The sequence below is a fragment of the Vibrio sp. SCSIO 43132 genome (assembly GCF_019904195.1).
GTDB lineage: Bacteria > Pseudomonadota > Gammaproteobacteria > Enterobacterales > Vibrionaceae > Vibrio > Vibrio nigripulchritudo.
This window is the reverse complement of record NZ_CP063199.1, coordinates 2,363,240-2,383,688: the sequence shown is the minus strand read 5'-3', so window position 1 is coordinate 2,383,688 and position 20,449 is coordinate 2,363,240. Positions and strand designations below refer to the sequence as shown.

The following is a 20,449-nucleotide window of genomic DNA, read 5'->3' as shown; positions in this document are numbered from 1 at the left end:
CGAATTTTTTTATTAATTTTTTCACCCCTTTTCCCAATTCATCCGTTTATAGGAGAAACAAGCAAAAACAGCAGGACAAAAAAATGAAACTAACAAAGAGCTATTTATCCGTCGCTATCGCATTAGGGTTAGTTACAGCGTGCACAGAAAGTGTCGATAACCCTCGTGTCGAAGAGGTCTCGAATGAAGTGCAGATACAAGATTCCACTCAGTCACCAAAACCAGAAATAGAAGTGGAAGACATGAGTTTGGTTCTTCTGGAGTCCATACAAGGAGGCGAGGTTGCTTTTGCTGCCCCCAGCAATCGCATGGCAAAAACGATGATCGCTCGACCAATGCCAATGCTAGAACCTTTCCCTAATGCAGAGAATCGCGACAACTACCTTGATTCCCCAAGTAACGGCGTTGTACAGGTAGCGACATCGCCTCTTTCTACCTTCTCAATAGATGTGGACACAGGAAGCTATGCAAATGTACGTAGCTACCTGAATATGGGGCAGAAGCCGCCTTCGGATGCCATTCGAGAAGAAGCATTCATTAACTACTTTGACTATCAATACAATACGCCGGATAACCAAAGTCAGCCTTTTTCAGTTCAGTCTGAAGTCGCACCTTCACCATGGAATGTCGAAAGAAAGCTGCTAAGAATCGCCATGAAAGGGTATGACATACCTAAATCGGAGCGAAAATCATCCAATTTTGTGTTTCTGATAGACGTTTCTGGCTCAATGGGAGAGCCAAACAAGTTACCGCTTTTAGTGCAAAGCCTTTCCATGATGACGAAAGAACTGGGTAAGAACGACAAAGTCAGCCTGGTTACTTATGCTGGTCAATCCGCTGTGGTTCTAGAACCAACGTCAGGAGACAACAAACAAGAAATTTTGAATGCGCTAAAACAGCTACAAGCTGGTGGTGGCACCTATGGTGAAAGCGGAATCAAAATGGCTTATCAGCAAGCTCAGAAAGGCTTTATCAAAGGTGGAATCAATCGAGTCATTTTGGCGACAGATGGTGATTTCAACGTGGGTGAAACCAATATGGACACACTCAAAGAGTTGATCACTAAAGAAAGAAAAAACGGCGTTTCTCTCACCACTTTGGGCTTTGGTCGTGGCAACTACAACGATGCTCTTATGGAGCAACTTGCCAACGTGGGTGACGGGAACCATGCGTACATTGATACGTTACATGAAGCGAAAAAAGTTCTGTTACGCCAGATGAGTGGAACGCTTCAGAGCATTGCTCATGACGTTAAAATTCAGGTGGAGTTTAATCCAGCTAACGTCAAAGAGTATCGTCTTATCGGGTATCAGAATCGTTTGCTTAAAGATGAAGACTTTAATAACGATGCAGTCGATGCTGGCGAAATTGGAGCGGGGCATACTGTTACTGCGTTATATGAGCTAACACTGGCCGGTTCTAAAGGGCAGATTGACAATTTACGCTATCAGTCGAATCAGAGCAAACCAAGTAGTGACTCTCTAAAAGATGAACTGGTTCAAGTGAAAGTTCGTTATAAACTGCCCGGCAAAAACGATAGCATTTTGGTGAAAGATACGGTGCTGATGAAGGATATCAAAGCGGAATTTTCTCAGGCGAGTTCAGACTTTCAGTTTGCTTCTGCCGTCGCTGCATTCGCTCAGAAGTTGAAAGACAACAACTACTTATCCAGCTACGGCTATGAAGACATTGTGAAGGTAGCGAATGCCAACAAAGGTGCCGACCCATTTAACTACCGAGGTGAGTTTGTCCGCCTTGTTGAAATTGCCGAGGCGCTTTAACTTGCATTCTATCCAGTATCTTAAGGTTACTTGGGTGTAAAACTGGGCTAAGATTCTGTATTAATTCGAATCTTGTTAGTGGCAAATTCTGAATGGATCAACTTACAGACGAGCAACTGATGCTCCGATTCAGCAAAGGCGAACAACCCGCCTTTGCTGAACTTTATCAACGGCATAAAGGGTCGTTGTATCGCTATTTCGTTCGACAATTGGGTGCGCAGCACAAAGCAAGGGCTGAAGAGCTATTTCAGGACGTCTGGTTCCGTGTGATTGACACTCGCGTTAGCTATGAAGTGACAGCCAAATTTACTACCTGGCTCTATCGAATTGCTCACAATATGGTTATTGATGAACACAGAAAGAAGCTTTCTGAAGATGCCTATCTTAATCAAGTCGAGCAGGATGACACCATTCATCTGGATGAAAATACTCTGACTCAACGAAAACAGTCCGCTTTGAAGCACTGCATGGAACAGTTGGCACCCCTACAGCGCGAAGCTTTTCTGCTCAAAAATGAAGCGGGCTTTTCGGCAAATCAGATCTGTGAAATTGTGGACGCCAAAGCTGAAGCGGTAAAAACGCGTCTACGTTATGCCATGAATCAGCTGAGAGACTGCCTGACTCGCAAACTGGGGAGCAATCTATGACATCACCAATTAAAGATGAGGAAATAGAAGCGCTCTACAAACAAAGTGCGAACGAGCAGCCTTCTCCCGAAATCGACGATGCTATCTTAAATTACGCCAATAAATCATCGAATCGTGATCAGGTGGTGAAATCTACATGGAACTGGAAGCCCGTATTGGCGGTAGCGGCAAGTGTTGTATTTGTAACTTTGTTAGCCCCGTGGAAATGGGTAGATGATACCGTCCACGAATCATTGGAAGTCGAGTCCATGATGGATGATTCTCTTATGATAGAAGAGAGATATGACCTTACACCGGAAGCCGCTCCTGCAGCCGATGTTCCCGAACAACCGCAATCTTTTCTGAAGTCATTGCCTAAGAAACCAGAATCTTCGCAGCGTATGATGGCGGAAGTTTTGGAATCGCACACTGAAACGTCTCCGTTCTTGAAAATTGAAATGCTGCTTAAAGCAGGGAAAGCAGACGAAGCGCGAAAGGCATTGTCGCTGTTATTGGAAGAACAACCAGAACTGAAAGACCAGCTACCAGAGCATTTGAAAGCTCTGCTAGAGTCAGATTGATGACCAGTCTGTTTATGATAGTAAGCCAGCATGATTGCTGGCTTTTCTTTTATACCAACTACTTATTACGATTGGCATTACTAGCCTGTATAGAGTTCGATTTTATTTTCCGAGTGCAGAATCTGGGAAGGAGAGAGACCAAGCAGCTTTTTACAGCTTGAACTGAAATGGGACGAGTCACTAAACCCGGCTTCAATAGCCGCTTCTGTCATCGATTTTCCTGCAACGTAAAGCTCTATCACTTTCCGTAAACGCCGCCAGATCCGATATCGTCTTATTGGCATGCCAGTGTGCTCTCTGAAAATGTGCCCCAATCTTCCGGGAGAAAGGTGTACAAGCTCCGCGAGCTGATCCAGTTCTTGATTGTCTTCAAGGTTGTTATCAATTTCTCTAACTACCTGGATTAACCGCGGTTCGACAACTTGGGGAGCATTCTGAACGGGTGTGACCGAAGCAAGAATCTGGCATAAAGGAGTTGTGTTTTCTCTTCGGTAATTGTCTTCAGATGTCAGTTGCTTGGCAAACTGAATCAATTCGGATTCGCTATCAAGATGGGCTGAAATTCTGTCTAGGGAGTATTGATTGTGAGCTTGAAACTGCTCATAAAAGTGACTTTCTACCTCAAAGCAAAAGATCAGCACAGGCTGAGATGAAAACTGAAAAGACGCCATATGGTTTTGCGGAACAAACACACTTTTGGTTTCCACTGGTTCATTTTGGTCTTGCTCACCGATCTTCATTGATGCGCCTAAAGAAATGCATACCGCACCAGTGGTATGTTTGTGGAGAGGGATGTCACTGAGGAATCCAGTGAATACCGAGTAATGATCGCCTAAATAAAACCGATTCGCCTGCAAACTAGACTCCTTTACACCTGAAGATCGCACCATCTTACTGATTTTTAAGATAGCCAGTTCTTACAAGTATTCAAAGGGTTTCCTGATTAATGTGAAGACATCGCACAATGGTCAGGAGAGCACATATGGAAGAAACCAAGTCATTGCATAAAGTTCAGGGAGAAGAAACAGCGACAACCAGAGCTGCAAAGCATGAGGAGTGCTTTAAAGAGGCTGTATTAGAGTGTGGGACGATCAGATACAAAGATGTTGGTCAGGGAAAAGTGTTGCTGTTTTTGCATGGCGCTTTAGCAAACAGCAATAACTGGCGAAAGGTGCTGCCAGAGCTTTCCAAAACATATCGCTGTATCGCGCCGGATTTACCCTTTGGCGGGCATGCCATCCCATTGAACCAATCGGCAGATTTATCTCCTGACGGTATATGCCAGATATTGACCCAGTTTCTCGATGCGCTAAATCTCGATTCGGTCGTACTCGTCGGAAATGATACCGGTGGTGCCTACGGTCAGATATTTACCGCAAAGTACCCCGAACGAGTCTTGGCAATGATCTTAAGTAACTGTGATGCGTTTGACGTGTTTCCACCAGATCAGTTTTCGACATTACCTAAGCTAATTCACGTTCCCGGTTATTTATCTTTGATGGCTCAGTTGTTCCGAATTAAGCCCTTACTTACTTCTATTCTGGTGCTCGGGCTACTGTCGAATAGTTTGACCAAAGAAGAGGTGTATCATCAGTATGTCTTTAATTTTATTAACAATAAAATGATACGTAATGATTTTAAAAAGGTCGTAAATGGGTGGTCAACAGACTATACTCTGGCAGCCGCAAATGCGCTTAGAGGTTTTGACAAACCCGTATCTATAGTCTGGGCAACGGACGATGAAACATTGTTCCCTGAATCTCTGGGGCGAAGGCTATTATCTATCTTCTCCAACGCTAAATTTACTTCAGTGACAGGATCTCTGACGTATGTTCATCATGACCAACCGGAAGTCTACATCGACAAAGTGTCACAATTTTTGAATCAATTAGAGTGAGTTTTGAAAGGAATCAATGTAAAGGAAAATGCGAAGCCCAGTTTGTATGGAAGTAAAGTGACGCTTCGCTCGATGACACCCAAGGATACGCATGATCTGTTTGAGGTGTATGGAAACCATCAAGTCATGAAATATGCCTCTGACCCTGTTTTTACTTCAATCGGTATGATGGAGCAAATGCTAAACAGTGTCACCAAGCTAGAAGACGCTAAAGAGTCTTATGAATGGGCTGTTGTAGATAACCAAACAAGAAAGGTCATAGGCACATGCGGGTTGCACAGTTTTAGCGATTGCCGTCAGCTGTGTGAGATTGGCTGCCTTCTCAATCTAAGGTTCTGGGGGCAGGGTTATATGTATCATGCTCTCACGCTGTTACTTGAATATGCCAGGTCGCAAGACATTAAAACGATAACTGCTGATATTGAACCCTGTAACCTCAGGTCTCAAGCACTATTTAAGCGCTTGGGTTTTGAAAACCAACAAGGTGTTTTCAAGCTTACTGTTAGTAACGATAGGTAGCTCAATGAAAATCTTGCTGATAGTCAAAAACACGAAGACAAAAGGGAGTTAGGCAGCTAATGCCATTATGGTTAACCATTATTATTGGAATCGTACAACTTTGTGTTGGTGGGATGGCAGCTTTTGGTTTCGTTTTTTGGATGAGTGCTGAGCGAGCCCCAAGTCTTAATAAACGTCATAATGACACCGTATTTAGGATGCTGTTTTCCTTTTGCTTTGCATTGTTCGCGAGTCTGGCAGCGCAAGTATTTTTCTATTTGCAACAAGACTTGGCGGCATACGTTAGCGCAATAGCTTTACCTTGGTTGATCTTTGTGGGTATGGTCATCTATTTCAAAAAGCACGCGATGGATTCAAAAGTCGATAGAATAGGGGAGTAACTTGAAAATGGATTTTTCTTCAGTCAGAAAACACATTCTTTGGCTAGATGGCGGTGCAGCATTAGTGGTGGGAACCGTCGTTGTTTTGCTTCAGGACTTTCTAGTCAAACTGTATCAAATGCCTTCTGATTTGGTCTTATTTCTTGGCATAGCAAATCTCACTTATGCCGCATATTCCCTAACTCTCGCCTCCCGTGAACAAAAGCACCTAAATGCTATCCGCATCTTGGTGACTGGCAATGCGATATGGGTTTTTGCGTGTCTAATCATCATCTATAACCAAATACCCTCAGCCAGTATTATCGGGTTATTGTTTGTTGCGAGTGAGGCAGTTTTTGTTGCTGCCTTGGCATATTTTGAGTGGCAGTGGAGGTATATTCTGACTGGGGACACCTCCGATTCTAGAGAGCTTACAGATGAAGCTTAAGTTGATTACTTTAATCAAATCCGTACCTGAACTAGTAGAAACAGCGAAAGAGTGTTCATCGCTAGGAATACCAAATTACTACATTGCTGGTGGCGCTATTACGCAGGTGATATGGAACCACTTAGAGGGACGACCTCTACTTGATCGGGTTAAAGATTTCGACATTGTCTATTTTGATTCTCAAGCCACTCACTCTGAAGAGTGGTATGAAGCCGAGTTAAACCAGCGATTGAACCATCCCATTAAAATAGATGTAAAAAACCAAGCTACGATTCACTCTTGGTATCCGAAAAAGTTTGGCTGCTCAATACCAGCATATGATCGAGTAGAGCAGGGGATTGATTCCTGGTTGTCAGCGTTTGCTATCGGTTTCCATTTGGATAAGCAAGGACAAATAGGCATCTATGCGCCTTATGGTCTGGAGGATGCTTTTGAAAGAAAAGTGAAGCCAAATAAAATCGCGATGACAGAAACCAGCTACAACAAAATGACCAAAAGCTTTAAGGCACGATGGCCTTCCATAAACGTTGAAGCTTGGAAAACCGATGCAGAAGTTAACAGTCATTGAGTGCGAGAAAGACTCACCATTTGTTGAGTCGTTAGAAGAGCTGTTTCAGCAGTCCTGGGCGGATTTCACCTTTTTAAAATCAGACGCATTTTCCAGCGATTTGCCGCCAGTATTCGCGGCATTGATTGGAGAGAAACTTGCTGGAGGGTTGTCATTTACTCGCCACCAAGCTCCCAACAGTGAGCATGATGCCATTTGGGTTAATGCACTTAGTGTTTTACCTGAATATCGAGGACGTGGGATTGCAAGTCACCTTCTGAAATACGCGGTAGAAAGTACAACCGCATATCATCTGCCTTTCCGGTATGCCTATACCAACGTTCCTGAGCTATACCTTTCTCTCGGCTGGTTCAAAATGGACATAGAATGTGAGCCTGAACACTGTGTTATGTATTTGCCTCTCAGCTAAAACGAATACAGGTTATGTATGAAACAAAACTGGGGAAATAGCTTCCCCAGTTTAGGTGCGGCTGATTAAAACTTCAGTTCCGTCCAAGGACCGCTAGCGCTATCTACTGGCTCCTGACCACGAGTCCAGTGCCTTGCATAGTAGTATTTATTAGCGAATTTAACGACTTCACCACCTTTGTATTCTTGAGTTTTCGACCATTCCGGTACTTTTGTCAGGTCAGGAGTGCTTGGGTCATTGTCCCCGTCACCATTACAGGTCGAGTTAAAAATACCCAGTGGTTTGTCGGTATTCACAAACCACTTAATCTCAACCTGATCTGAGTTGTATCCACGATTGACGTGCTCACCAACATTCCATCTAGCCATATGACGATAGCCAGACGTATCAACAGTCGCAAACCAGTGGTAGGCATTTTGTTGGTGGTGAAGTTTATCCCCATGGAAAGAAGCACTAATGTTCGAAGTCAGTTCCGCAAATACTTTTCCACCTTTCGTATAGACGTATTCAGCTGTCGTCAGAGCTTTGGATGAACCGCTATCTTGAAGAACCCTGACTTCTTGCCCCGCTTCTACCGCATCGACAAGTTGGCAAAGCTGACCTTTTAGTGCGTTACCGTGTTTATCGTGATGATAAGCCAGAGTCCAGTTTGCAGAAGCTCCGAATGAAATGCATGAGCCAATGACGCTGAGTGCTATCAAGTGCTTTCTCATTTTATATCCTTGGTTGTTTTTGGGTTTACTTTGTAAATGAGGTTTGATTTTTGATTGTTGTATAGGCGAGGGGAATGCTTTTGATTGTTATATTTGAAGCCCATCAAAGATTATTAGAAATGTGATTAACGTTTAACCTGTTAATTATCAATTGGTTAATAGTGATTTTGGATATAAGAAAACCCGCAATTTGCGGGTTTAGATGGGGTAAGCAGAGCGAAGTTTATCGGTTATCAGTCACTTCCAGTTTGGTTCTGATAAAATCTTTATGATCCACATACAGCAGCTCGGCGGTTTTTCTGATAACAGATTCTTCCAGTGGATCTAAATGGTTATCGGCAAAGGCGACTTCCCATAAAGCTCTAATGATTTCAATACGCTCTGGCTGATCTAAGTGCCTTAGTTGAGAGGTGAATTCATAAAGTGACGCAGAGTTTTCTGTTTTACTCTTAGCCTGAACAATCAAAGCTTTGGCTTCATCATTATCAATTTCCAGTACTTTGGTGAGCATAGACAAAGTAGCGGCTTCTTCCGATTCATCGACATTATGGTCGGCACTGGATACTTCGCAAAACAGGGCAGCAATTGCAAGGTTAGGGTTAGCTACCTCGCCAGAATTGAGATCGCTACCTTCGGTGAGTTGCTTAAAAATTTTAGAAAGTGTCGAGATCATTCTTAATCTCCAAAAAAGGTCTTAACGTTAACTTTGGGGCAGTTTACAGAAATTACAAGATTCAGAGTTTCTCATTACACTTCTTTACTCTTCTCGATCCAATAGCGATCTTTGGTTTGAGCCTAATTTGACTTACATCACGAAAAATGAAATATGTATTTTCCCAATAAAATATAGAGTTATCAGTCTCATCTTTATGAAATATAAAGGTTAGTTTTAATTTTATTGATTATATCTTATGTCTTATATAAGACATAAGATATAAAAACTAATTGATCATAAAATGAGCGACTGATAGCGTGGTTTTAACACGTCCTGAGATTGGATTTAGGGCGTTTTGAGTCATAAAAGCTAAGGATGGAAAAATGAGTGAAACACATTTTCTGGTGCATGACGTGAACGACACTGTCGGGGTAATGGTGGTCGAAAACGTCGTAAAAGGTATGGAAGTCACGGGGTACATGATGGATACGGACGAGGAGATCAGGCTAACGGCGTTGGCGGATATACCTCTTGGTCACAAAATAGCGCTCCGAGATCTGAGTGTTGGTGACACCATCATTAAATACAACGAAGACATGGGGAAAGTGGTCGAAGCGGTTGCTGCTGGTGGTCATGCTCACGTGCACAATATTAAAACTAAGCGTTGGTAATCAGGGAGATAATAGAATGAAAAGAGCAACATTTATGGGTTACCGTCGTGAAAATGGTCGAGTCGGGGTACGTAATCATGTACTGATCTTACCCTTGGACGATATTTCAAATGCAGCGTGTGAAGCGGTAGCAAATAACATTAAAGGGACTATCGCCATTCCTCATGCTTATGGTCGTTTACAGTTTGGCGCAGACTTGGACCTTCACTTTCGTACTATTATCGGTACAGGATCAAACCCGAACGTAGCGGCGGTCGTGGTCATTGGTATTGAACCTGGCTGGACACAGAAAGTCGTCGATGGAATTGCAGAAACAGGTAAACCGGTGAAAGGGTTCTCGATCGAGCAAAATGGCGATATCAACACGATTGCCACAGCGTCTCGCACCGCCAAAGAATACGTTCATTACGCAACCTCCTTGCAGAGAGAAGAGTGCCCAATCAGCGACCTTTGGGTTGCCGTGAAATGTGGCGAATCCGATACAACGTCTGGTCTTTCTGCCAACCCAACGGTGGGTAACTTCATCGACAAGATGAATGAAGTGGGTGCCACAACATGCTTTGGTGAAACCTCAGAGATTACCGGTGCAGAGAAAATTGTAGCAGCGAGAGCGGCTAATCCCGAAGCTGCAGAAAAGTTCATGAATACCTGGTCTTCTTATAACGATTTCATTCTTGCTGAAAAAACCAACGACCTTTCCGATTCACAGCCAACCAAAGGGAATATTGAAGGTGGGTTGACGACCATTGAAGAAAAAGCGCTGGGCAACGTTCAGAAAATCGGTAAAAAAACTCGTTATGTCGATGTTCTCGAACCCGCTGAAACGCCAGCGAAAGGACCGGGTTTGTACTTTATGGATACGTCATCGGCAGCAGCAGAATGTAATACGCTTCAGGCTGCGGGTGGCTATGTTGTTCACCTTTTCCCAACTGGGCAGGGGAACGTTATTGGTAATCCAATCATGCCTGTTTTGAAAATTACAGGAAACCCTAGAACAGTGAGAACCATGAGCGAACACATTGATCATGATGTGTCTGCTATTCTTCGACACGAAATGACGCTGGATGAAGCGGGTGATGAGTTGATCGAAATGGTGATAGATACCGCCAACGGCAGGAATACCTGCGCAGAAGTCTTAGGGCATGTCGAGTTTTCACTGACCAAGCTCTACCGAAGTGCTTAACTAAAACAGATGCAGTTGTCATAAAACAAAGCCTTTCCATTTGGAAAGGCTTTGTTTTTACTTGAGCTTGTGAAGGCTTAACTTAATTCATTCAAATAGCAATGCTGTTCCGTATGGCAGCGAGTCACACGTAATTCCACTGCTTCACCATTCAGTGCATAAGCAATTCGTGTGGCTTCAAGTAGAGGAGTGCCTTCGTCAATCTCCAGATGAGTTTTCTCTTCATCTTTAGCAAGCACTGCTCTAAGTTTTTCAACAACTTTGACCACAGACAACCCAAACTCACGCTGATAATAGCTGTAGAGTGTGTTGGGTAAGTCGTCTGAAAGAGGCATGTTAGAAAATAATCTGTCAGGCAGAGAAACGGTCTCATAAATAACCGGTACACCCTCCAGAGCGCGAACACGAGTAATTCGAATGACTTGTTCTTCATCTGGGATAGAAAGAGAATCGCTTTCCAGTCGGGTTGCGGGGTAGCGGTTAAAGTCGAGGATACGGCTTTCTGGTAAATGGCGCTTGCCTTGAAGATCAACAAGTCGGAAGAAGTGATAGAGTGGCTGCTCCTGAGTATGTTCAGCTACATAAGTCCCTTTCCCTTGACGACGAACCACCAGTTTTTCAGCTGCCAGTTCGTCCAACGCCTTTCTTACGGTGCCCTGACTTACCTGCAATTCATCCGCAAGCTGGAATTCGCTTGGTAACGGGCTTCCGGGTAACCACACTTTATCTATTAGTCTCTGTATCAATAGCTCTTTTACTTGCATGTACAAAGGAAGAAAATGTGTGGGTTTGTTCATCGATTTTCGCTCGGATTAAGGATCTGACTTACTTCATATTATCAATCAAGCACTAAGCTGTCTCTATGGGCTTCACTCTTTGTCGCAAGGAATTTGTCTAACGTGATCAGGCGAAAGATCTACGCTACGGTTAAAAACGCAGAACCAGAACAGAATTTAACGGCGCAGGGCATTAAACTCTGGTTCTGATAAAAAAACATGATGACAGACGGCAGATTCACTTAGGCATTTATATCCAAAATGATTTTTGCTGCGGCGGTGCGGTTATTGTCTAGATCACTAAACGCCTGACTACCCTGGCTTAAAGGTCGTTCCTCAATCCAGGTTAAATCCCCTAACGCGCCACGATGAAGTATTTCGATAGCAGAAATCATATCAAGCTGAGTATAAGAGAAAGAGCCCAGTACGGTGATTTCCTGCAAGGTCATTTTTCTCACATCAAATTCGCCAGAGGAATCCTGCAAACCGACATGCAGAAAAACACCCCCCTGTTTAATCACATTCATCCCCGCATTTCTTGTGCGACTTGAGCCGACGGCATCAATCACGACTTCGGTGCTGGAATTGGGTAATGGATCATCGGTCAGAGGGTTATGCAAATACTGAATTCCAGCACGCTTTGCGGTCTCAAGTCGGTCTGCATTGGTATCACTTAGCGTAACCCTTGCTATTCCCTTAAGTTTAAGAAATAGTGCGCAAAGTAAGCCTATCGAACCCGCACCAATCACCACCGCTCGGCTATCGCTCAATGTTCGATGCATGTGCTTTTCAATCAGCTCAGAAGCATGGAGCGCAGTAGCGGTCGGTTCTGTAAGAGCAGCGTGTTCGGGGTTCATTCCTTCAGGAACTGGAATCAGATTCTGCTCGGGAATGACCGTGTATTCAGCGAAAGCGCCCGGCTTTTTTAGACCTATTGCGGTGCGGTTTACGCAGAGATGAGTTCTGCCGCTCAGGCAGTCCTCACATTGCATGCAGGTGAGCAGCGGGTTCAGTACGACTCTCTTGCCCAAATACTTGCCATTCATTGCAATTCCACACGCTTCGTGCCCGAGAATTAAAGGTGGGACACGTCTTGGGTCATGCCCGTGATACGCATGCATGTCTGAACCGCATATCCCGGCTTTTTCGACCTGTACCAACACCTCTCCTTCTGCAGGTGTCGGCTTGATTTGGGATTCGAACGTCACTTCATTTGTATTGGTGTAAACGAGTGCTTTCATCTTTATTCCTCGTTGTTTATTTGGCAGTAAATCCGCCATCTACGAAAAGAGTCTGACCGGTGACATAATCGGAAGCTTGGGAGGATAAAAACAGCAGAGGTCCGTCCAAATCATCCAGATTTCCGTTACGTCCAATCGCTGTTTGGTTTGCCAGCTTATTCAGTGCGTCGTTATCTTCGTAAACAGGTAAGGTGAGTTCCGTAGGAAAAAATCCGGGTGCAATGGCATTGCATGTAATGCCATAACCAGACCAAGCTTCCGCCATGGCTCTGGTGAGTTGACACACACCGCCTTTCGATGCGCCATAAGGCATGCTGTTGGGAAAGGCACGTTCACATTGTAGCGACGCAATGTTGATGATCTTGCCAAACCCTTTCGCCTTCATATCCGGTACCAGCAGTTTTGCCAGGAAAAAGGGCAGCTTAAGGTTTATATCCAGAGTGGCATCCCAACTGGCTTCATCCACTGCTTCTACAGGTTGCCTCAAGTTAAGCCCCGCAACATTGGCAAGGATGTCTGCCGAACCGTAGAAGGATTTGCACCGTTCAATGTTCGTGTTTAAGTCGCTGAACTTAGTAAGGTCGCACGCTAAATAGCTGGCTTCACCTGCCGAAGATTCAATCTCGTTAACCGTTTCCTGAAGCAAAGATTCACGCCTGCCCAATACCACGACTTTTGCTCCGGCTGAAGCGAGAGTTTTGGCAAATTGACGACCAATCCCTGTACCCCCGCCAGTCACAAACGCGACGCGATCTTTCACTGAGAAATCAGTGGAGTTCATCATTCATACCCCAACTGAAACTGTTCTTTCGGGAAATATTTTGCTAGGCGGGCATCCCCCGTTCTTGCGTGCGCTTCCATACCTTCAAGGCGAGAAATTCTTGCCGTTACAGCCGCGACTTCACGGTTGGCATCTTCTGTGAGCCTCTGGAACGAACAAATTTTAATGAACTTGCTGACCGACAGTCCGCCTGTGTATTTGGCTGCCCCCTTTGTGGGAAGAATATGGTTGGGACCGGAGCATTTATCCCCGAACGCGACGGTTGACTCTTCGCCAAGAAAAAGCGAACCATAATTGGATAGGGTGTTCAGCCACCAATCTAGATCCTCTGCCTGCACTTCCAGATGTTCAGAAGCGTACTCATCACTGATCTGGACAACTTCTTCTCTGGTGTCGCACACAATCACTTCACCATAATCATTCCATGCAGCGGTGGCGGCTTGTTTGGCGGTATCTGGTAATTCTGAGATAAGCTCAGGTACACGCTTCATCACTTTATTCGCGAGAGACTCGGAAGTGGTGAACAGCCATGCAGGGCTGTCGAATCCGTGCTCTGCCTGACCAACCAAATCAACAGCAACGATTTCTGGATCAGCGGATTCATCCGCAATGATGGCAATTTCAGAAGGACCGGCAAACATATCAATGCCAACCTGACCGTAAAGCTGACGCTTGGACTCGGCCACAAAGCGATTACCGGGACCAACAAGAATGTCGGCTTTGTTGCCTGTGAACAGACCATTTGCCATGGAGGCCATTCCCTGAACTCCACCAAGTGCCAGAATGTAGTCTGCGCCACACAGTTTCATAGTGTAGAGAACCGCTGGATTGATGCCGACTTCCGGTCGTGCTGGTGAGCAGGCTACTACGTTTTTGACGCCAGCAACCTTGGCAGTTGTGATACTCATGATGGCAGAAGCAATGTGTGAGTATCGCCCTCCGGGAACATAACAACCTGCCGTGTTCATGGGGATAAGTTTTTGCCCAGCATACAAACCGGGGGAAAGCTCCACCTCAAATTCTTTCAGTGACTCAAGTTGAGCTTCAGCAAAGCGTTTTACTCGCTCATAGGCAAACTGAATATCCTGCTTCATTTGGTCGGAAAGTTTGGCTTCAGCTTCTTGTAGAGCACTTTCGGAAACCAAAATTTCGCCGTCCCAGTCATCAAAAGACTTCGTGAACTCAATCACTTGTTCTTCACCTCCCTGTGCGATCTTATTTAGCATATCGCTAACGATTCGACTGGTGTCCTGTTCGCCTGTAGCGGCGGTTTTTGTTGCTTTTTTCTTGTATTGAATCGCCATTTCTGTCTCCTTGAAAAGTGCTTCTTGTAAATTTTGAATGCAGAGATCCCTACAACGGACGCTGCATTCATAAAACTGTTGTAAAGACTAATTAAATCGGAGTGCCCACAATGAAATTTCGGGCACGAATGCTAAAAGCAAAACCACCAATAGCATCGAGAAAACATAAGGTGCTGCATATCTGGCAACTTGTAGAACGGGTGTTTGTGTTACCCCAGATACTACAAACAGGTTGAGCCCTAAAGGAGGCGTTATAAACCCAACGCCCAAAGCGGTAACCATCATGATGCAGAAATGAATTTCATCCATGCCAATTGACTGCGCTAACGGCAGAAGAATTGGGGATAGCACCACAATGTTCGGGGTAGTTTCCATCACGCAGCCTGCAAGAATAAGGATTCCAATCATGATAAGAGTCAGGTAAACCGGATCTTCGGTAATGTCGGTCATCTGGACCACAAAACTTTGAGGTATTTCCAGCACTGCCAGAGTCTGAGCTAAAGGCAATGACATGGCTATAATCGGTAAGATGATCCCGTTGATTTTTGCTGAGCTATACAGCATTTTGGGGAAGTCTCTCCAGGTAATGGATTTTTGATATAGCCCGATAGTCAGACCAACCAGAACAGCCACTGCTGCCGCCTCTGTTGGGGTAAATATTCCAGAGTAGATCCCGCCTAAGATAATGAATGGAATTAACAGAGCATCACGAGACCGATAGATCGTACTCAGCCAGTGCTTCATAGAGAAACCGGTTTTTGAATCCTCATAACCGTTGATGGCGTTGAGTACGACATTGGTTGCCATGATGGAAAACATGATGAGTAATCCCGGAATGGCCGCAGCCAGAAACAGGGTAGAGGCAGATATGCCCAGTATCAGTCCGATGATGATGTAAGCGATAGAAGGTGGGATCAAAATACCGGTACAGGCACCAGACGCCACTAGTGCGCAAGCGTAAGCTTTTGGGTAACCTCTGTCGACCAGCCTGTCTATGGTCATTCTCCCTACTGCTGCAGCGCCGGCAGCATCGGATCCTGAAATACAGGCGAAGAAACCACATCCTAAAACCGTTGATGTGCCCAATCCTGATCTTGCGCTGCCCGTTGTTGCCTCTGCCACATCAAGCAACTTGTTCGACAACCCTGTTCTTACCAGAACATCGCCAGTCAGGATGAAAAGTGGAATCGCGATCAACGCAAACGCATCGATTCCGTCGAAAAGAGATTCTCCAACAAGAGACAGGGGAAGCACGTCGGTTGCCAGTAACATGGCAATCGAGCCTAACCCTAATACCACCCAGATCGGGACAGCCATAAAAATCATCACAATCATGGCAATCACAGGAATGTACACTGCCATTCCGTAAGAGGCTGCGGAGGCTTGTTCTAGCAAATAGTAATTGTTCATTTGTCCTCCTAGTCGATCAGGCGTTCGCCCTGATAAACGGGTTCGTTGTTAGAGAATGACTTGAGATCTCGTCTTATCGATTGCAACAAGCGCAGCACAATTAACGTAAACCCAAAGGGGACAGCAAACAGAAACCATACCTGACTCACGCGCAAGCCATGTGTCACAGAGCCAAATTCTAACGACGTCATGACTGGTCCAATAGAAACAATGAGCGAAATGACCGCTAGCACGAGCGTAAGAAAATCACTAAACAGATAAACCGCAATTTGTGCTCGGTTAGGTAAGAATCCCATCAGTACGTCGATACGAATGTGGGCCCGATTTTTGACTGCAAGGGCAGCGCCGATCCACGCGAGATAAATAAAACAGTATCGGGCAACCTCTTCACCCCAGATGGAGGAATAACTGAGCACGAATCGTCGAGTCACCTCTGAAATGATAGTCAGAACAATCATGGAATAGAACATCAAACACAGCCAGCGCTCTAAATTTTGCTCAATGTGGGAGATACGGTTTGTCGCCATAGGAATTGCCTTAATCAAATGACCAGTTCGGAAAAAGGGCAGCCGCAAGCGTCTACGGCTGCCAACGCCCTACACGTCGTGGACGTAGTAACGCCCTTTCGTGTTCGCTGCTTCAAGCAACTTGTCGAAGGTATCCAGTGATCCTGCCAGCGCTTTTTTGGTGGAATCCCAAACCGGAAGCTGGTGACCTGCTTTCTCTTGCCATTGCGCCAGTTCTGACGGGGTAGGAGAATAGAACTGTACATTGTTCTTAGTAAGCTCCGACATAGCGTACGCTCGGGCGGCTGGCACTTTCGCCAAGTTTTGGTGCGCCGTAACTTCGCTAGCCGCTTCGATTCCCTCCTGAATATCTTTAGGAAGCTTATTAAACCACTGCAGATTGCAGGAGAAGACCTGTGCATCAGGTACAGAGCGAATGAAGGTGACCGAAGAGAGTACGTCTTTGAATCCGAAAATGTTCAGTGCTTCTACGCTCGGGTCCAGAGCATCTGCCACACCTTGCTTGATGGCGGATGGTGTCTCGCCCCAGGCAATTGGGGTTGGGTTAGCGCCAAGCAAATGATAGAACTGCTGAAGAATTTTTGAGCCAGGGACTCGGAATTTAATGCCTTCCATTTGATCGGGCGTTTTAATGATCTCACTACGACCTTTTCTTAATGCAACAACTCGAGGGTCTATGGTGACATACCAAAGTGCTTTGAAATTTCGCTCTTCAAGTTTTGGGTCAACTTCCGCTTTCCAGGCAGGTGAATTAACCAAGTTAACGAATTTCTGATTTTCACCACACCAGTAAGGAATGTTGATCAGGTCGACAACAGGTGCAAAAGACGAGAAGTTAGACAACGAGTGTTGTGCTGCCTGAATGGTCCCTTGTTGCACTTTTTGGGCAAGCGCTCCACCTGCACCAAGCTGACCACCCGGAGCCAGTTTTACGTAAACCTGCCCATTGGTCATATTCTGGATGTTTTCTTTAAAATCCAACTGCATGATGGGGTAGCCACGAGAAGCACCCAAAATGTAGGCAGTGGCAATAGTCATGGTGTATTTTGCTGCTTTCTGGCGTTCTCGTTCTTCTTTCGAAATCGCAGCCGCTGCACTCGGGCTCATCAAAGCGCCCGCAGAACCAATCATAATCGCGGCCGTTACCCCAGCTTTGCCCGCAATTTCAAAAAATTTCCGTCGCTCGGCAGACTCGATTTGATCTTTTTCACTGAATCCTTTCATTTTTGACTCCATTTTCACGTTAATGGGAATGACGTTGAGCACCCGCTCCTTTTTTCCAGATTATTAGGAGGGCAGATGGCTTTCTTATTGAGTATGTTTTTCTTGCAGCAATACAAATATGACGCCAGAAACAACCGCCACTAAGAGCAATAAGGCTTCTGGTACAACGTCAAGTGGAGTAACGGGAAACTCGAACCGAATCGAAGCCCACCCCGCGAGAATATTGACAAGGTAGAATGCAAAACTACTAAGACAAACAGTCAGATACACCTTACTGCCCGATGCCAGCTTATTAACTTCAGACTGTGTTGAACTTTGTGTGGTTGTGTCTTTCATGATTACGTCCCTCGCAACAACTCGTTAACATCACCATAAATTAGTGTTCAAATAACAGTCAACTGTAAGCGCTTACATTTTTATGATTTGAGCGATAATTGTTCATTTTTTCCAGTAACGATCACGAAAACTGGTTATTAAATAGTCAATTTGTTTCACTTTATCGCAAATTTTTTAGGGAAATTATGATTATTTCCAATAAAAACATCATGTTATATCTATGGGTTGGGTTATAAAACACTACGTCTGTTTAACTTGTATCACAGAAAGAAATGAGTAATTTCTAATCAACGACATATCTGGATATACTGAATAAGTACTTAAGAAATGTCTGATTATTATGGTTAAAGGTAAGCGCTTACGTAAGTCAACGGATAAACCCACACTCGGTGATGTGGCAAAAGCGGCTGGTGTTTCTACCGCTACGGTGTCACGAGCGTTAAATCAGCCGCATCAAGTCAAAGAGCCGCTTCGTCTGAGAATTGAAGAGCAGATCAACAAACTTGGCTATGTGCGTGATGGAGCCGCTCGCGCCCTTGCATCAAATAAAAAACGCATGATTGGAGCAGTTATCCCAACGATCGATAACGCCATTTTTGCCTCAGGTATCAACGCCTTGGAGCGTCGCCTTTACGAAGAAGGCTATACCTTGATGCTGGCGGTAAGTAATTATGACCCCATGCACGAGCTTAAGCAGGTTCGTGACATTATGGAGCAGGGGGTCGATGGGTTGTTATTGGTAGGAAATGAACATGCTCCCGAAACTTACTCGATTCTGGAAAAGCACAATCAGAACTTTGCTAACTTATGGGTGTTAGATCGGGAAAGTCCGTACCCCAGTGTAGGTTTTGATAACTTTAGAGCAGCTCAACAGATTACGCAGTACCTAATCAACCAGGGGCATCGTCGGTTTGGGTTTATATCCGGAATAACGGAAGGAAATGATCGGGCCACAGCTCGTTTGAACGGTGCGCTTTCTGTTTTGGAAGAGCAGGGAATCGCCCTCCATTCGCAGGATATTGTTGAGTGCCGTTACGACATTTGGGAGGGCAGAAACGCTTGCCGACACCTTTTATCCCGTAAACAATCGTCCAGACCTTCAGCCATTATATGCGGTAATGATGTTCTGGCATTCGGTTGCCTGACAGAATGCCGAGAGTTAGGCGTTTCAGTTCCTGAAGAAGTCTCCATAACTGGTTTTGACGATCTGCCTTTGTGCGAGCACCTCACCCCAAGCTTAACCACGATACATGTCCCTTCTCAGATGATGGGGGAGAGGGCAGCAGAGTTTATTCTGGATAAAATTGCTGGTCGAGAATGCCCCAGCCACATCGAAGTCCCAACACAATTGGTTGTTCGAGAAAGCACTGCACAGGCACCGAGCTAGGAGTGCCACGCATAGTATTATTCACAAACCACTTAATCTCGATTTGATTTGACCTATCCCCCCGATTGATGTGCTCACCAACATTCCATCTAGCCATACGCACCTACAGTCGTGAGAGCTTTGCGTAAGCCATTGCCCTGAATGGCTCAGACTTCTTGTTTCGCTTCCACTAGCTGGCATAGCTGACCTTTTTGGTCGGGTTCTGATACAGATTCATTGCGTTTTATTCCTTAGGTCTAGCCTTACTAAAGGTAAGGAGTTTGAGCTAAATAGGAAATACTATTGGTATTGAAATTTGTTCATAAATTGCCAGTTCAAGATAATGCCCAACATTTTTCATCTTTAACATAATGTTTATATGTAACTTATTTTTAACATGTGATCTGCTCTTAACTTATAAACATTACGTCAGTATTACAGAGCTCATTTTAATCCTTTAGTTTTTGTATTCTACAAACAATGAGTACGCCAAACTATAAAAAATACTGTTACATAAGAAATGATACATTTGTTCAAAAAAATACTAGAAAAGTTGTATTATGAATAAGGATATGTTCAACAGGAAATGTTGACCTTTTGCCATGTTTTCATTGTGACTATTACATTAACTTATTAAGTTATTAATAAAATTTATAAGATAATCAAATATATGTGATGTTAAAGTAGAATGAGAAATGAAAATGTTTGCTATGATTGCCTTTTATAAATCTTCGCCTGAATGTTTTTTGCACGAAGCTTAATCAAGGGAGAGCGGTAATAGCATAAATGGTTAGGCGTCATTTCTTATTTATTAAAGTGGTGCTTATTTGTCCACAAGGATTTGTTGCTTGCAGCAACAAACGTGCGGTGTTATCACTATGATGTTTAGTTGTGAATTAATTGTTATATTTTGAATTGATACCTTACTCCTTCAAGGGATCAGAAAGTTTGTATAAGAATTGATAAATTCTGAAGCCCTTGCCTTTCGGGGTGGATACTGAATTGAGCTAAATATAAAACATATGATTTGCCCTTCTGGGAAGCTCAGATGTTTTTAAATAGTGAATTCAACAA

General features: G+C 44.5%; 23 protein-coding genes. 12 read left to right on the top strand and 11 right to left on the bottom strand.

All coding sequences use genetic code 11. The features are described 5' to 3' along the window. Positions 1-83 precede the first annotated feature (83 nt). From INR79_RS10625 to INR79_RS10615, 3 genes are all read left to right on the top strand, one after another. Positions 84-1,781: a vWA domain-containing protein gene (locus INR79_RS10625; RefSeq protein WP_223094106.1), complete on the top strand. Its 1,698-nt coding sequence runs from the start codon at positions 84-86 to the stop codon at positions 1,779-1,781. 92 nt (positions 1,782-1,873) lie between these two features. Further along, on the top strand, positions 1,874-2,428 hold the full coding sequence (locus tag INR79_RS10620) for a sigma-70 family RNA polymerase sigma factor (RefSeq protein WP_223094104.1): 555 nt from the start codon (positions 1,874-1,876) through the stop codon (positions 2,426-2,428). After that, entirely contained in the window at positions 2,425-2,988 is a 564-nt protein-coding gene (locus INR79_RS10615) for a hypothetical protein (RefSeq protein ID WP_223094102.1), read from the top strand. Before INR79_RS10620 ends, INR79_RS10615 begins: the two co-directional genes overlap by 4 nt. 80 nt (positions 2,989-3,068) lie before the next feature. Here INR79_RS10615 and INR79_RS10610 read toward each other — a convergent pair whose 3' ends face one another. Further along, a complete protein-coding gene (locus INR79_RS10610; protein ID WP_223094100.1) occupies positions 3,069-3,845 on the bottom strand; it encodes a helix-turn-helix domain-containing protein in 777 nt (258 codons plus the stop codon). 125 nt (positions 3,846-3,970) lie between these two features. Here INR79_RS10610 and INR79_RS10605 point away from each other — a divergent pair, with 125 nt between their 5' ends. The 6 genes from INR79_RS10605 to INR79_RS10580 are packed head-to-tail and all read left to right on the top strand — an operon-like array spanning position 3,971 to position 7,188. Continuing rightward, positions 3,971-4,885, top strand: coding sequence for an alpha/beta fold hydrolase (locus tag INR79_RS10605; RefSeq protein WP_223094098.1), 915 nt, complete (start codon positions 3,971-3,973; stop codon positions 4,883-4,885). 3 nt (positions 4,886-4,888) lie between these two features. Next, the gene (locus tag INR79_RS10600) at positions 4,889-5,404 is read left to right on the top strand and encodes a GNAT family N-acetyltransferase (protein ID WP_223094096.1); all 516 of its coding nucleotides are present in this window, start codon (positions 4,889-4,891) and stop codon (positions 5,402-5,404) included. Between the two features lie 59 nt (positions 5,405-5,463). Beyond that, positions 5,464-5,784 carry a hypothetical protein gene (locus INR79_RS10595; RefSeq protein WP_223094094.1) on the top strand — a complete coding sequence of 107 codons (321 nt, stop codon included), beginning with the start codon at positions 5,464-5,466 and terminating at the stop codon, positions 5,782-5,784. 7 nt (positions 5,785-5,791) lie between these two features. After that, positions 5,792-6,211 (top strand): hypothetical protein, encoded by a 420-nt coding sequence (locus INR79_RS10590; RefSeq protein ID WP_223094092.1) that lies wholly within the window; start codon positions 5,792-5,794, stop codon positions 6,209-6,211. Further along, entirely contained in the window at positions 6,201-6,779 is a 579-nt protein-coding gene (locus tag INR79_RS10585; protein ID WP_223094090.1) for a nucleotidyltransferase family protein, read from the top strand. Before INR79_RS10590 ends, INR79_RS10585 begins: the two co-directional genes overlap by 11 nt. Then, positions 6,757-7,188: a GNAT family N-acetyltransferase gene (locus tag INR79_RS10580; protein WP_223094088.1), complete on the top strand. Its 432-nt coding sequence runs from the start codon at positions 6,757-6,759 to the stop codon at positions 7,186-7,188. Before INR79_RS10585 ends, INR79_RS10580 begins: the two co-directional genes overlap by 23 nt. A 65-nt stretch (positions 7,189-7,253) precedes the next feature. On the opposite strand, the gene INR79_RS10575 is transcribed toward INR79_RS10580, so the two are convergent. Both INR79_RS10575 and INR79_RS10570 read right to left on the bottom strand, forming a co-directional pair. Beyond that, complete coding sequence (locus INR79_RS10575; protein ID WP_223094086.1) at positions 7,254-7,901, bottom strand: hypothetical protein; 648 nt, start codon at positions 7,899-7,901, stop codon at positions 7,254-7,256. A 223-nt stretch (positions 7,902-8,124) separates the two neighbouring features. Continuing rightward, positions 8,125-8,574: a TerB family tellurite resistance protein gene (locus tag INR79_RS10570; protein WP_223094084.1), complete on the bottom strand. Its 450-nt coding sequence runs from the start codon at positions 8,572-8,574 to the stop codon at positions 8,125-8,127. A gap of 365 nt (positions 8,575-8,939) precedes the next feature. On the opposite strand from INR79_RS10570, the gene INR79_RS10565 reads away from it, so the two are divergent. Further along, positions 8,940-9,227: a UxaA family hydrolase gene (locus INR79_RS10565; protein ID WP_022589098.1), complete on the top strand. Its 288-nt coding sequence runs from the start codon at positions 8,940-8,942 to the stop codon at positions 9,225-9,227. Positions 9,228-9,243: 16 nt separating this feature from the next. Beyond that, positions 9,244-10,410: a UxaA family hydrolase gene (locus tag INR79_RS10560; protein ID WP_022609515.1), complete on the top strand. Its 1,167-nt coding sequence runs from the start codon at positions 9,244-9,246 to the stop codon at positions 10,408-10,410. Positions 10,411-10,487: 77 nt separating this feature from the next. On the opposite strand, the gene INR79_RS10555 is transcribed toward INR79_RS10560, so the two are convergent. From INR79_RS10555 to INR79_RS10520, 8 genes are all read right to left on the bottom strand, one after another. Beyond that, positions 10,488-11,207 (bottom strand): GntR family transcriptional regulator, encoded by a 720-nt coding sequence (locus INR79_RS10555; RefSeq protein ID WP_022550882.1) that lies wholly within the window; start codon positions 11,205-11,207, stop codon positions 10,488-10,490. Between the two features lie 221 nt (positions 11,208-11,428). Next, positions 11,429-12,427, bottom strand: coding sequence for an alcohol dehydrogenase catalytic domain-containing protein (locus tag INR79_RS10550; protein ID WP_223094082.1), 999 nt, complete (start codon positions 12,425-12,427; stop codon positions 11,429-11,431). Positions 12,428-12,443: 16 nt separating this feature from the next. Further along, positions 12,444-13,211, bottom strand: a complete 768-nt coding sequence (locus tag INR79_RS10545; protein WP_262415334.1) for an SDR family NAD(P)-dependent oxidoreductase — start codon at positions 13,209-13,211, stop codon at positions 12,444-12,446. Continuing rightward, positions 13,208-14,512 carry a histidinol dehydrogenase gene (gene hisD / locus INR79_RS10540; protein ID WP_262415333.1) on the bottom strand — a complete coding sequence of 435 codons (1,305 nt, stop codon included), beginning with the start codon at positions 14,510-14,512 and terminating at the stop codon, positions 13,208-13,210. Before hisD ends, INR79_RS10545 begins: the two co-directional genes overlap by 4 nt. Before the next feature lie 87 nt (positions 14,513-14,599). After that, positions 14,600-15,922, bottom strand: coding sequence for a TRAP transporter large permease (locus tag INR79_RS10535; protein WP_004400009.1), 1,323 nt, complete (start codon positions 15,920-15,922; stop codon positions 14,600-14,602). Between the two features lie 8 nt (positions 15,923-15,930). After that, a complete protein-coding gene (locus INR79_RS10530) occupies positions 15,931-16,449 on the bottom strand; it encodes a TRAP transporter small permease (RefSeq protein WP_223094080.1) in 519 nt (172 codons plus the stop codon). A gap of 69 nt (positions 16,450-16,518) precedes the next feature. Further along, positions 16,519-17,673 carry a TRAP transporter substrate-binding protein gene (locus tag INR79_RS10525; protein ID WP_022550876.1) on the bottom strand — a complete coding sequence of 385 codons (1,155 nt, stop codon included), beginning with the start codon at positions 17,671-17,673 and terminating at the stop codon, positions 16,519-16,521. An 84-nt stretch (positions 17,674-17,757) separates the two neighbouring features. Then, positions 17,758-18,009: a hypothetical protein gene (locus tag INR79_RS10520; protein WP_223094078.1), complete on the bottom strand. Its 252-nt coding sequence runs from the start codon at positions 18,007-18,009 to the stop codon at positions 17,758-17,760. 340 nt (positions 18,010-18,349) lie between these two features. Here INR79_RS10520 and INR79_RS10515 point away from each other — a divergent pair, with 340 nt between their 5' ends. After that, positions 18,350-19,396: a LacI family DNA-binding transcriptional regulator gene (locus INR79_RS10515; protein ID WP_223094076.1), complete on the top strand. Its 1,047-nt coding sequence runs from the start codon at positions 18,350-18,352 to the stop codon at positions 19,394-19,396. Positions 19,397-20,449 lie beyond the last annotated feature (1,053 nt).

Bases quoted from the DNA above. Each gene is read 5' to 3' on its own strand.
- INR79_RS10625 (WP_223094106.1), top strand. From the start codon at position 84: ATGAAACTAACAAAGAGCTATTTATCCGTCGCTATCGCATTAGGGTTA.
- INR79_RS10620 (WP_223094104.1), top strand. From the start codon at position 1,874: ATGGATCAACTTACAGACGAGCAACTGATGCTCCGATTCAGCAAAGGC.
- INR79_RS10615 (WP_223094102.1), top strand. From the start codon at position 2,425: ATGACATCACCAATTAAAGATGAGGAAATAGAAGCGCTCTACAAACAA.
- INR79_RS10605 (WP_223094098.1), top strand. From the start codon at position 3,971: ATGGAAGAAACCAAGTCATTGCATAAAGTTCAGGGAGAAGAAACAGCG.
- INR79_RS10595 (WP_223094094.1), top strand. From the start codon at position 5,464: ATGCCATTATGGTTAACCATTATTATTGGAATCGTACAACTTTGTGTT.
- INR79_RS10590 (WP_223094092.1), top strand. From the start codon at position 5,792: ATGGATTTTTCTTCAGTCAGAAAACACATTCTTTGGCTAGATGGCGGT.
- INR79_RS10585 (WP_223094090.1), top strand. From the start codon at position 6,201: ATGAAGCTTAAGTTGATTACTTTAATCAAATCCGTACCTGAACTAGTA.
- INR79_RS10580 (WP_223094088.1), top strand. From the start codon at position 6,757: ATGCAGAAGTTAACAGTCATTGAGTGCGAGAAAGACTCACCATTTGTT.
- INR79_RS10575 (WP_223094086.1), bottom strand. From the start codon at position 7,901: ATGAGAAAGCACTTGATAGCACTCAGCGTCATTGGCTCATGCATTTCA.
- INR79_RS10570 (WP_223094084.1), bottom strand. From the start codon at position 8,574: ATGATCTCGACACTTTCTAAAATTTTTAAGCAACTCACCGAAGGTAGC.
- INR79_RS10565 (WP_022589098.1), top strand. From the start codon at position 8,940: ATGAGTGAAACACATTTTCTGGTGCATGACGTGAACGACACTGTCGGG.
- INR79_RS10560 (WP_022609515.1), top strand. From the start codon at position 9,244: ATGAAAAGAGCAACATTTATGGGTTACCGTCGTGAAAATGGTCGAGTC.
- INR79_RS10555 (WP_022550882.1), bottom strand. From the start codon at position 11,207: ATGAACAAACCCACACATTTTCTTCCTTTGTACATGCAAGTAAAAGAG.
- INR79_RS10550 (WP_223094082.1), bottom strand. From the start codon at position 12,427: ATGAAAGCACTCGTTTACACCAATACAAATGAAGTGACGTTCGAATCC.
- INR79_RS10545 (WP_262415334.1), bottom strand. From the start codon at position 13,211: ATGATGAACTCCACTGATTTCTCAGTGAAAGATCGCGTCGCGTTTGTG.
- hisD (WP_262415333.1), bottom strand. From the start codon at position 14,512: ATGGCGATTCAATACAAGAAAAAAGCAACAAAAACCGCCGCTACAGGC.
- INR79_RS10535 (WP_004400009.1), bottom strand. From the start codon at position 15,922: ATGAACAATTACTATTTGCTAGAACAAGCCTCCGCAGCCTCTTACGGA.
- INR79_RS10530 (WP_223094080.1), bottom strand. From the start codon at position 16,449: ATGGCGACAAACCGTATCTCCCACATTGAGCAAAATTTAGAGCGCTGG.
- INR79_RS10525 (WP_022550876.1), bottom strand. From the start codon at position 17,673: ATGAAAGGATTCAGTGAAAAAGATCAAATCGAGTCTGCCGAGCGACGG.
- INR79_RS10520 (WP_223094078.1), bottom strand. From the start codon at position 18,009: ATGAAAGACACAACCACACAAAGTTCAACACAGTCTGAAGTTAATAAG.
- INR79_RS10515 (WP_223094076.1), top strand. From the start codon at position 18,350: ATGGTTAAAGGTAAGCGCTTACGTAAGTCAACGGATAAACCCACACTC.